This window comes from Shewanella morhuae (genome assembly GCF_900156405.1).
GTDB lineage: Bacteria > Pseudomonadota > Gammaproteobacteria > Enterobacterales > Shewanellaceae > Shewanella > Shewanella morhuae.
Genome location: NZ_FTNN01000008.1, coordinates 144,176 through 156,168, shown reverse-complemented (window position 1 = coordinate 156,168; position 11,993 = coordinate 144,176). Strand labels below are relative to the sequence as shown.

General features: G+C 43.6%; 7 protein-coding genes. 4 read left to right on the top strand and 3 right to left on the bottom strand.

Annotated elements, in window-relative coordinates:
* Positions 1-127: 127 nt before the first annotated feature.
* On the bottom strand, positions 128-3,529 hold the full coding sequence (locus BW947_RS11385; RefSeq protein WP_083948182.1) for a chitinase C-terminal domain-containing protein: 3,402 nt from the start codon (positions 3,527-3,529) through the stop codon (positions 128-130).
* A 434-nt stretch (positions 3,530-3,963) separates the two neighbouring features.
* Between BW947_RS11385 and BW947_RS11380 the strand changes: the two genes are divergently transcribed.
* Together BW947_RS11380 and BW947_RS11375 are read left to right on the top strand one after the other, a co-directional pair.
* The gene (locus tag BW947_RS11380; RefSeq protein WP_076499658.1) at positions 3,964-4,395 is read left to right on the top strand and encodes an acyl-CoA thioesterase; all 432 of its coding nucleotides are present in this window, start codon (positions 3,964-3,966) and stop codon (positions 4,393-4,395) included.
* 220 nt (positions 4,396-4,615) lie between these two features.
* The gene (locus BW947_RS11375; RefSeq protein ID WP_076499656.1) at positions 4,616-5,281 is read left to right on the top strand and encodes a response regulator transcription factor; all 666 of its coding nucleotides are present in this window, start codon (positions 4,616-4,618) and stop codon (positions 5,279-5,281) included.
* A 168-nt stretch (positions 5,282-5,449) separates the two neighbouring features.
* On the opposite strand, the gene cysB is transcribed toward BW947_RS11375, so the two are convergent.
* Positions 5,450-6,433, bottom strand: a complete 984-nt coding sequence (gene cysB, locus BW947_RS11370; RefSeq protein ID WP_076499654.1) for an HTH-type transcriptional regulator CysB — start codon at positions 6,431-6,433, stop codon at positions 5,450-5,452.
* A 227-nt stretch (positions 6,434-6,660) separates the two neighbouring features.
* Between cysB and zomB the strand changes: the two genes are divergently transcribed.
* A complete protein-coding gene (gene zomB / locus BW947_RS11365) occupies positions 6,661-7,440 on the top strand; it encodes a flagellar motor control protein ZomB (protein WP_076499652.1) in 780 nt (259 codons plus the stop codon).
* Between the two features lie 186 nt (positions 7,441-7,626).
* Here zomB and topA read toward each other — a convergent pair whose 3' ends face one another.
* Positions 7,627-10,269: a type I DNA topoisomerase gene (gene topA, locus BW947_RS11360; RefSeq protein WP_076499651.1), complete on the bottom strand. Its 2,643-nt coding sequence runs from the start codon at positions 10,267-10,269 to the stop codon at positions 7,627-7,629.
* Between the two features lie 328 nt (positions 10,270-10,597).
* Between topA and astB the strand changes: the two genes are divergently transcribed.
* Positions 10,598-11,932, top strand: coding sequence for an N-succinylarginine dihydrolase (gene astB / locus BW947_RS11355; RefSeq protein WP_076499649.1), 1,335 nt, complete (start codon positions 10,598-10,600; stop codon positions 11,930-11,932).
* Positions 11,933-11,993 lie beyond the last annotated feature (61 nt).

Genomic DNA, 11,993 nt, shown 5'->3' with positions numbered 1-11,993 from the left:
AAGATTCCTTCTGTTATTCATATAATAAATGGTTGTTCTAAAAAAATGCGCCAGTCGCAAACTAAGTACGACTGACGCAGACATTCATCCTATCGCGCCGCGTTAGAATGAACAATTTGACGAATGTTTACAGACTGCACAAAGACTTCCAAGAGCTTGTGCTGCCAGGTTTATCCTGCGTCCACCACAGCGCTTCAAACACGCTGCTGGCATCCTTCATTTTATCGCCCGTGGCGGCATGGCTTGGATTGCCCTGCCAGTCCTTTTGTGGGAAATCAGGATACGCTGCAATTGTGCTGGCATTAATGCCCTTGGCTGCACAGCTATTGCCAACAGGTGGCGTAACGCATTCTGGCAGGCTTGGATTAAGTTCGCAGGCAGTAGGGTCTGTTGGCGTTACGCTCACACTGTCTTTATTGGCAAATGCATAACGTTGGCCATTAAAGCTTACTGTGAAGTTAGACGGCATAGACACAGGTAAATAGTACTTGATCACGCCTTCAAAATTCGCGCCAGGTGCGATGTTCTTCCACGTCGGCAAAGTAAACTTGATGTGATGGAAATCGTTTTCCAACCCACCAATATTATTGCCCGCGGCGTTAGAGCCATCGACCATCACAGTTAAGCCCATACCCGATTGATCGCTAATTTCAGCTGAGGTTGAGGTTGAAATATCAAACTCAAACACCGCGCCGCCAGGAATGGTGACGCTGCTGTTGTTGGTGATAACCAAATCAGGCGTAATTGGATAATTACTGTCGCCCACTTTAAAGCCTTTAAGTTCAGCACTTAAGGCTAACGTTTGTGTTGGCGCCGCGCTGTTGCTAATGCGATTACCGTAAGGCGTTGCCGTCGCAAAACCGTTATAGGCAATAGTTGTCATTGTGTCGCCGATGAAATATTCACCTTGACCGTTGTTACGGCTTGGATACCAATCAAAGTCACCCGCCAGTTCCCAGAACATCACGCCGCCAATGCCTTTATCGACAACGTATTGCACTTTACGCGCCATGGCTTGCTCATCTTCTGTCGATAAGAACACTTTTTTAGTTGGGTTCCATAACCAAGATGATTCCGCAACGCTATCGTAATGACGCTCATATACGCCCACTAATGCATCAGCAGGAGCGGTATCAGGTTTTAAACCGTAAGCGGCAAGATAGCTGCCGCTAATACCTTGCTCAAGGTTTTTGGCATGCCACATGGGGTTAGAACCGGCGAACATTTCGTCACCGCGAATATCCGAATCATGCCATAGGTTATCAATGCCTTGTGCGCCATTACCACAGTTTGATGTACCATCGCCCGTACCTGTAGGGCAAGCACTTTGATTAGGATAAGCCGCTAAGCCCCACAAACCGTTAGTGCCGCCTTGTACGTTTTGCCAACCGCGGGTGTAATACGGAATACCTATGTTGATACGACCGGCAGGCATAGCGCCGCGGAAATAATGGTAAGCCCAATCGGTATTGAGGTAACCAATATTGCCGTATTGCACTGTGCTGTACACATCCCAAAATGCCAGTTCGGCATCGCTACCTGTGTCGAACAGCGCCGCGTTATGGCCAACAAAGTCATTCCACGCACCGTGTAAGTCGTAGCTCATGATGTTAACGTAATCCAAATAACGGGTCATTTGGTACGCTTCCATCCCGCGCAGTAAATAGCCTGAAGCCGGTGACGCCACGGTTAACATATAATGTTTACCATCGGCAACACCCGCTGCATCGAGTTTTTCACGCAGAGTTTTCATCAATACATCGTATTGTTTGAATAAGCTCGCGCGCAGTGGCTCGGAAACCGCAAAGTCATCTGGATTACCCGATTTGGCCATAGATGTTGCATATTCATAATCGATATCTGCGCCATCAAAACCATAGGTACGAAGAAAAGTCACCACAGAATCGGCAAACGTATCCATGGCTTGCTGTGTTTTGGTCATTTCATAGAAACCACCCGACGCCACACGCGTACCATCATCGGCAAAGAAACCACCAGTTTCTGCCCAGCCGCCAATCGAGATCAGCGTTTTGACATTAGGATGTTGTTTCTTGTATTTGTTCAGTAAGTTGAAATGCCCTTTATAGGCAAATTGCGGATCCATTTCGGCGCCCGCAATCCCTTCCCATGTCATGCCAGTCGCAGCATTATTAGGATTGGTTGGATTGCCAATAGACACTTTGTTGCTAGCATCAACATGCGCAAACGCATAGTTAATGTGGGTGATTTTATCCCACGGGATATCGTTAGCTAAATAGGCAGGTTGATTGTTTTTACCCGTACGCCAAGACGTAAAGTAACCGATGATACGACGCGCATGATCAGCGCCCATTTTTTCACGGCCTTCAGAATCATACACTTGGCAATAAGGTGAATTACCCAATAACCCTTCTGGACGACAGCTTTCATCATCTGTGCTTGGCGTGCCAGCAAAACCTGTTACCGCGCCAGACATCGCGCTCAAGCCTAAATCATCAATTGCTTCAACCTGTAAACGTACAGGTCCATCAATTACAGCGCTATATTCAGCGCTGTAGGGTGCTGTGGTGTCTTCGCTAACGAGTTCACCATTGGCCCAAAAGCGCACACTGCTGATGCTGCCATCGGCATCACTCGCAGTGGCATTGAGCGCCAGTGGCGTATTGAGCGCCATTACAAAGCCTTGCTCGATACCGCTTAAACTCACCGTTGGCGCTACGTTGGCGGCATTAACAACAAGATTTATTGCTGCTGATGTGCCTACTCCGCCGCGGGTATCATAGGCTTTGGTCGCCAGTTGATATTGTCCCGCCACACTTGGCGTAAAACTTAATTGATATGGCGCGCTGTTATCGCTCACCTTGAGCTGACCATTCACCCACAACTCCACTCGTGACACGCTATCACCAGCATTACTGTCACTCGCTTGTGCTTGTACTAATACGCTCTCCCCCACATTGACAACGCTGTCATTTGTTGGTGACAAAATAGTCGTCACAGGTGCTACGTTTGCCTCCTGCGTATCAGCAACTAACACACTGATATTTTGCAGCGTTTCGGCGCCTTTATCGTCCACTGCACGCACTTGAAATACCACTGTGCCTGCCGTTGTAGCCGCCCAAGGGCTTGCAACCGCCACGCCATTAATCGACCAAACTAAACTTGCGACTGTGCCATCGGCATCTGTTGCACTGGCCGCTAATACGACGCTGTCGCCAACGTTAACATTCGCGCCTGCGACAGGAGATGTGACGGTAATAACAGGTGCTTGATTCACGACGCCCGAATCACAAGTACCAAGGTTCTTCCACACATTTCCCTGCGCAGCCGTAGATGGCGATTCATTGGTGGTCCACCACTGGTTTTTATACAGCGCATTTTGGTGGGTGACTTGGGTTGGTGTGGCATACACTTGACCTGCTGACCAAGGCGCAATGCCTTCGCAGCTAACCGCAGCTGCTTGCGCGTGCAAACTCACGCCAAACAGTGATAGACCAATTGCCATCGCAAGCGGTGCTCGCGTAGACAATCTGGATGTAACGTTACTCATGGGTAAATTCCTTATGACTATTTTTATTGTTTTATATTGATGTCAACTACCCAAAGTGAGTCCAAAATCAAACTCCCCAACTGCAAGGCAACAGCCGTGACATTGACAACCTATACTCATGTTTCATTTTTGTTAACCCATTGGTTATAACTATTTTACATATGATATATCAAATGTCTAATTTATATTTAATCCGAAAAAATAGTCACTTACTGTATTCACAATCTAGCAATGAAGAGAACACGCTTTTTTTTCACACTATCAACTGTATTAAATTTAGGCTACATAAGCGTTTCAGCATATTGCTAAAATGTTATTTTCAGGGGCGTAAAAGTGCGATTATCGATAAGTTTTGGCTAATTCTAGGCAAGTTTTATTGATGTCGTTATACTCCGCCCCTCTTAGACTTTTATCGTATAACTTTAGGTTAATGTATGTCGAACGCACTAGAACAAACCCAAACTGATTATTCTGATATTATCGAACAACGGATAAATCAATCAGAAGCTCGAGTCATTAAAGCGGTTTTCCCAGCAATAACTAACCACCACAATACGCTATTTGGTGGCGAGGCATTAGCTTGGATGGACGAAACCGCTTTTATTGCCGCTACACGCTTTTGTCGCAAAACATTGGTTACCGTCAGTTCAGATAGAATCGACTTTAAAAAACCGATTCCTGCCGGCACATTAGCAGAGCTTATCGCTCGGGTGATCCATGTAGGTAATACTTCTCTAAAAGTAGAAGTTAATATTTATGTCGAAGATATGTACCAAGATCATCGAGAGCATGCAATACGAGGTGTATTTACCTTTGTTGCGGTTGACGAACAACGAAATCCTACTCAAGTGTGGCCTAACAGATAGTTTTTAAGCCTTATAAAGATACAGATTAGTCCGTTATCCTAGGCTTTTTATGGCTACGTTACGCTGCGTATGTTGCTTAGCAATATAGCGATCGAAATCTAACAACCAGAAACATATCAAAATTTTGTTCTTCTTGGCGAATAAAGCAATAGGATCCTTGATTACTTTTCTGTTACATTGAGTTCAATCTTCACGCGCAACGAACATAATCATAAAAGCCATGAAGCTAGAAAACTTAAATATAATTATCGCAGATGATCATCCATTGTTCAGAAATGCACTACGTCAAGCACTCACAAGTGCCTTTGAGCATGCACAATGGTTTGAAGCCGACAGTGCTGATGCACTGCAAGTAGTACTTGATGATCGTCATGTTAATTACGATCTCGTGTTACTGGATCTGCAAATGCCTGGTTCACACGGCTACTCTACCCTTATCCATTTACGCTCACATTACCCTGACTTACCGGTTGTGGTAATTTCAGCTCACGAAGACATTAATACTATCAGCCGTGCGATTCATTACGGTAGTAGCGGATTTATCCCCAAATCGTCCTCCATGGAAGCCCTTAAAGAGGCTCTCACAGCGGTATTATTCGGCGATATTTGGCTGCCCAAAGGCGCTGAAATTATTCCAATTGAAGATGATGCAGTTGATAAAATGGCCAGTAAATTATCTGACTTAACACCACAACAATATAAAGTACTGCAAATGTTTGCTGAAGGTTTATTGAATAAACAAATTGCCTATGATTTAGGCGTATCAGAAGCGACAATTAAGGCACATGCCACTGCAATTTTTAGAAAACTCGGCGTTCGCAATCGTACACAAGCCGTTATTGCACTGGCACAGTTGGAAATGTTAGATAAAATGGATATCTCTTAACTCGGCCATAATTCTTTATCTTGAGCTGATGGCGAAGAATTTATTCTGTCGTAAAACAATCCATAAATATCCAATCTATTATAAATATCCATCCATAAAAAATGCCGCTTATTCAGCGGCATTTTTTATGGATTATTTTTGTTAACTGCGAGAACGATATTTACCTTACTATCGCATCGGTAAATTTTTATCCGCAAACATTTCATCAATAAGTTGTTGATCCCGTAACGCTACAGCTTTTTCAACTACATCGCGGGTTAAATGTGGTGCAAAATGTTGAATAAAGTCATACATATAGCTGCGTAAAAAACTGCCTTTTCTAAAGCCAATTTTAGTCGTACTGTGCGCAAATAAATGTCCCGCATCAATAGCGACTAAATCTTTATCAACAATAGGGTCAATCGCCATTGAGGCAATCACACCAACACCTAAACCCAAGCGCACATAGGTTTTAAGCACATCGGCACTGGTTGCACTAAATACAACACGAGGTTCTAAATTAGCATGGTTAAAGGCTTTCTCGATTTCAGAAGCGCGGTCAAAACCAAAAACATACGTGACCAGTGGAAAACGTGCTAACTCTTCAATACTTATTGGAGAATTTTGATTTCGCGTCGCAAGAGGATGATCTTTAGGTACGACAATAGAACGATTCCAGTGATAACAAGGCAACATAATTAAATCTGAATACAAATGCATAGCTTCGGTTGCTATGGCAAAATCGGCATCACCACGAGCCGCTTGTTCGCTGATCTGCGACGGTGTGCCCTGATGCATATGCAAGTTCACTTTAGGATAGCGATCAATGAACTGACGAATGATCGTCGGTAATGCATAACGCGCCTGTGTATCGGTAGTAGAAATATTTAACTCGCCTTGATCAGGCTTAGTGTATTCTTCAGATACTTTTTTAATGCTATCAACTTTTCCCAAAATGTCATTGGCAATACTGATCACTTGTAGACCCGCAGGTGTGACATGGGTTAAATGTTTACCGCTACGACCAAATATTTGGATCCCCAACTCATCTTCTAGCATACGAACTTGTTTGCTGATCCCAGGCTGGGATGTATACAAGTTTTCAGCTGTTGCCGATACATTAAGGTTATGCTTGACGACCTCGGCAATATATCTGAGTTGTTGCAGTTTCATTTTATTTCCTTGTATCTAACCACGAAAAATGCCATTAACAACTGAGTCATAAATGAGCTCAGCTATAATCAATCGTTATAGTATATAGTAAAAACTAAAGTAAATTGGAATATAGCGCGCAAGTCTGCAGATTCATACGACAGAAATGATAACCTAGGCTAAGATAACTATGCTAGTTTATTGATTTATTGTAGCATTAGTTCAATTGGATAAATAATGGAACATCTATGTCATTCACCTTGGTTCTGATCCTTATCGGTGCACTTTTATTACTTGTTATCGGAATTAACGTTTTACAACAACAGAGAGAACGTGCGGAAGCAGAGCGGCGCACCGAATTTGCTCGCCAAAGGGCAATTATTGATGAAACAGAAGTTGTTTTATCAAACACAGGTATGATGCCCTGCAGCACCAATATCGTCTTAGTATTGTACCGTCGAGTGCAAGATGCGTTGCAAGCTGCTACGGCAACAAGTAATGGTCAGCAGCAAGCGGATTATCAACGACGCCTAGCCGATATCAACAATCAAATAACGACTTTGCAATCTGGCCAACCTCAAACGCCACCGATTGAAAACTTTAAATTACCAGATAATGACAAACAGATTTTAGCGTTAGTACAAACCTTAAAGAAGTTAAAAGCCATACTCAGGGCTGAACATAATAAAGGCAAAGTTGATCCGAATATTTTTGCTCAGGAAGAAAGCCGCATTGATAGCTTGCAGCTCAGAATTAACGTTGACTCAATGCTTTCTCGCGCACGAGCTGCCAGTTTCATGAAGCAATATGGCTCATCAAAACAAATGGTTACCAAAGCTCTGGCAACTTTACATGCTATCAAAGCACAGACACCTAATGATCCTTTTATTGCTCGTAAGGTAGATGAAGCCAAGCTATTACTCGACGAAATTATGGGCGCCCAGAAACAATCTGAACCCCGAGTAGCGAAATCTAAAAATGAAGATGATGATATTGATATGCTGTTTCAACCGAAAAAGAAATGGTGATCGATTGGCATGTTGTGGTTGTATAAGAAGCATCAGCGCTCTATCGTCAACAAGCTCAAGTTAGTGTTTCATTTGTTAGTAATCTAATCTTGTTTATCATTACAATAACGATAAAAAAACGTAATTACAAAAAAAGCCAAGTCACATGACTTGGCTTTTTTCATTTTAAATCTGAGCTCATAGAAGTTAGCTTTTCTTGGCCTTCTTCGTTGTTGCTTCACTTACCCACTTACCATTGACATAATGTGCGGACCAGCCTGTCGCTTTACCGTCAACTTCAGTGGCAACATATTGCTCTTTAGTCTTACGGCTAAACTTAACGACCGCCTTATTACCCTCATCATCGGTAACAGGAGCATCGGCTAAATATTGATACTTAGGCCACAGTAGTTCACGGTATTGAACGAGCTCTTCAACCAGAGGTGCCCGAGTTTCCCGTGATTTAGGGAACGTACTGGCTGCCAAGAAAATGCCTGCCGCGCCATCACGTAACACAAAATGGGCATCAGACTTAGTGCATTTAAGATCTGGCAAATAGATAGGATCTTCTTTTGGTGGCGCAGCTTCACCGTTCTTTAATAATTTACGGGTATTTTTACATTCGCTATTCGTGCATCCAAAGTACTTACCAAAACGACCATTTTTAAGCTCCATATTGCTACTACAGCGATCGCACTCAATCAGCGGGCCTTCGTAACCTTTTATCTTAAATTGGCCTTCTTCGACTTCATAGCCTTCACAAAGAGGGTTATTACCACAGACATGTAGCTTACGCTTCTCATCAATCAGGTAACTATCCATCGCCGTGCCACAGATACTACAACGATGCTTTGCACGTAGCGCATCGGTTTCAGCATCTTCACTGTTTTCGCTAATAGCCTCAACGCCAGGCGTTAAATTCATCGTCGTTTTACAGCGCTCTTTTGGTGGTAGCTCGTAACCAGAACAACCGAGGAACACACCCGTTGTACCGGTGCGAATACCCATTGGACGACCACAAGTGGGGCATTTAATATCCGTCATCACCATTTGGTTAAGACGCATGCCGCCTTCTTCAGGATCGAGCTCTGCTTTTTCTAATTGCTTAGTAAAATCGGCATAGAAACCATCAAGAACTTTCTTCCAATCGAGTTCACCGCGAGCCACATCATCTAATGTTTGCTCCATACTGGCGGTAAAATCATAGCTCATTAAATCAGCAAAACTACTGACTAAACGTTCACTGACTATTTCACCCATTTTTTCAGCATAGAAACGACGATTTTCAACCTTCACATAACCACGGTCTTGAATAGTTGAAATAATTGTTGCGTAGGTCGATGGGCGGCCAATACCACGTTTTTCTAATTCTTTCACTAAAGACGCTTCGCTGTATCGTGCTGGCGGCTTAGTAAAGTGCTGCTTAGGCTGCAACTCTTTTAATGCTAATACATCGCCTTGTGCTACAAATGGCAAAGTACTATCTTCTTCATTTTTCTTTTTAAGTGCAGTTTGCACGCGAGTCCAACCATCAAAACGTAAGGTACGTCCGGTGGCTTTAAGCTCATAGTCACCCGCTTTTACAGTTAACTTAGTTGCATCATATTGCGCTGGTGTCATCTGACACGACACAAACTGGCGCCAAATCAACTCATACAGACGCTGAGCATCACGTTCCATGTCTGATAATGTGGCAGCTTGCACATGCACATTAGATGGACGAATCGCTTCGTGAGCTTCTTGTGCACCTTCTTTAGAACCATAACGAATAGGCTCTGCAGGGAGATACTTATCACCAAACTCTTTGGCAATCATCTCACGTAGGTTCTCTACCGCCTCTTGACTTAAATTAGTCGAGTCAGTACGCATGTACGTGATATGACCAGCTTCATAAAGTCGCTGGGCCATCATCATGGTTTTCTTCACACCAAAACCAAGACGTGTACTCGCAGCCTGTTGTAATGTAGAGGTAATAAAAGGAGCTGATGGTTTACTTTGGGTCGCTTTATCTTCACGGGCAAGCACTGTGTAACTTGCTGCTGATAACGCTTGAACCGCGGCCATTGCTTGTTGTTCATTGACAGGGTTAAAGGCAGCATCTAAATGCTTAACCACTTCCATCCGCAAGGCTTCTTGAGCGGGCGTGCTGAGCTCAGCATGGACATCCCAGAACTCTTCTGGCACAAAGGCTTTAATTTCACTTTCGCGTTCAACCACTAAGCGAACAGCTACCGATTGCACTCGTCCTGCAGATAAGCCGCGGGCGACTTTTTTCCACAACAAAGGTGACACCATAAAACCCACCACTCGGTCTAAAAAGCGACGAGCTTGCTGGGCATTAACCATGTTGGTATCGAGTGTTGACGGTTTACTAAAAGCATCTTGAATTGCTGTTTTAGTGATCTCATTAAAAACGACGCGTTGATACCGCGAAGGGTCGCCACCAATCACCTCCTGCAAATGCCAGGCGATAGCTTCTCCTTCACGGTCTAAGTCGGTTGCGAGATAGATGGTGTCAGCAGAATCCGCCAGCGCCTGTAACTCTTTAACTACTTTTTCCTTACCAGGAAGTATTTGATACTTGGCCGCCCATCCCTTTTCGGGATTTACGCCCATGCGAGATACCAGCGCTTGCTGATCTTTCACCTTTTTATATTGAGCTTTTTCTTCTGGCGACATTTTCTTTACTTCGGCAGCGGATTTAACCTTTTCATTGCCTTCGGAAGTCGATGATGTCGGCAAATCACGGATGTGACCTACGCTCGATTTAACGATGAATTCTTTGCCAAGATATTTATTAATAGTCTTAGCTTTGGCCGGTGATTCGACAATTACTAGCGATTTACCCATAGTTTACTTTGCGCCAAAAAATCTCAAGAAGGTGGAAATTGGCACCATATATAGAGGGTTGTGTGAATAGTTTCAAGTTAATCCCTCTTTTATATGTGCCAGCGAGTCACTTTTTAATCAAAGTTGAAAAAATGTAAAAATATATATGCGTAATTAAAAACTAATATTTCATTATTGGCCAGCAAGCAAGAAATAGTTATGCATTTATGGCCAAAAAGCTGCTTTAAGCACAAAAACCTGCGCTTGTGCGCCCAAAAAGCTTCACAGTATACTGGCCCCCTCAGGGACACTAAACAAATAATAACCTTCCCTATCACAAGGATAAGCAATGAAGCACTTTGAAGCGAATTTTGATGGACTCGTTGGACCAACACACAATTACGCAGGATTGTCTTTTGGCAATGTTGCGTCACTGAGCAACGCCGCTTTAGCCTCTAATCCCAAAGCCGCTGCGAAACAAGGGCTACAAAAAGCCAAAGCCCTTGCTGATATGGGTATGGTTCAAGGTATGTTAGCCCCTCAAGAGCGCCCAGACCTTTATACATTGCGCCGAATTGGATTTTCTGGCTCAGATGCTAATGTTATACAACAAGCCGCGAAAGAAGCGCCTATGTTGCTTAATGCCTGTTGCAGTGCATCCAGTATGTGGACAGCCAATGCCGCAACAGTCTCACCGAGTGCCGACACTCGTGACGGAAAACTGCATTTTACCCCAGCCAACTTAGTTGATAAGCTGCATCGCAGCATCGAGCCCCTCACAACGGGGCGCATACTAACAGCAACTTTCAATGATCCCCACTATTTTCATCACCATAGTCATCTACCTGAGCATAATAGCTTCGGTGATGAAGGTGCGGCAAACCACACAAGGCTTTGTAAAGAATATGGTCATGCTGGCGTAGAGCTATTTGTTTACGGGCAGGAAGCCACCAACCCCAGTGCACCTAAACCACAAAAATATCCAGCAAGACAGACCTTAGAAGCGTCGATGGCTGTGGCGCGTTTACATCAACTTGAAGAGGATAATTGTGTCTTTATTCAGCAAAACCCCGATGTAATTGACCAAGGGGTATTTCATAATGATGTTATTGCGGTTGGTAACCAGAATGTGCTGTTTTACCATGAACAAGCTTTCTTAAATACACAACATAAAATCGATGAAATTAAACGTAAGCTTGATACTGAACTGTATTTCATCGAAGTGCCAACTGCAAAAGTCAGTATTAATGATGCCGTAAAAAGTTATTTATTTAATACTCAAATCATCACGCTGCCCTCTGGCGAAATGGTTATTGTTGCTCCAACAGATTGCCAAGAAAACCCCGCAGTATTTGCCTATTTGAATGAACTACTGACGCTAAACACCCCCATTAAGCAAGTGCTTTACTTCGACGTAAAACAGAGTATGCAAAACGGCGGCGGCCCCGCCTGCCTGCGTTTACGAGTAGCGATGAATGACATGGAAGTTGCTGCAGTAAATCAACATACATTAATGAATGAGGGCTTATTTGGGCGCTTAAATACTTGGGTGGATAAACATTACCGCGACAGATTAACCACAGCAGACTTAGCCGATCCGCAATTGATTAATGAATCACGCACCGCATTAGATGAACTGACTCAGATCATGAAACTAGGTAGCGTTTATCAGTTTCAGAGATAGAATAACGCTGGCAATTTATATTTTACACTAACCAAACATAATAAAGAAAAACGCCCGAATG

Excerpts from the sequence above, each read along its gene's own strand:
- BW947_RS11385 (WP_083948182.1), bottom strand. The coding sequence starts at position 3,529 with ATGAGTAACGTTACATCCAGATTGTCTACGCGAGCACCGCTTGCGATG.
- BW947_RS11380 (WP_076499658.1), top strand. The coding sequence starts at position 3,964 with ATGTCGAACGCACTAGAACAAACCCAAACTGATTATTCTGATATTATC.
- BW947_RS11375 (WP_076499656.1), top strand. The coding sequence starts at position 4,616 with ATGAAGCTAGAAAACTTAAATATAATTATCGCAGATGATCATCCATTG.
- cysB (WP_076499654.1), bottom strand. The coding sequence starts at position 6,433 with ATGAAACTGCAACAACTCAGATATATTGCCGAGGTCGTCAAGCATAAC.
- zomB (WP_076499652.1), top strand. The coding sequence starts at position 6,661 with ATGTCATTCACCTTGGTTCTGATCCTTATCGGTGCACTTTTATTACTT.
- topA (WP_076499651.1), bottom strand. The coding sequence starts at position 10,269 with ATGGGTAAATCGCTAGTAATTGTCGAATCACCGGCCAAAGCTAAGACT.
- astB (WP_076499649.1), top strand. The coding sequence starts at position 10,598 with ATGAAGCACTTTGAAGCGAATTTTGATGGACTCGTTGGACCAACACAC.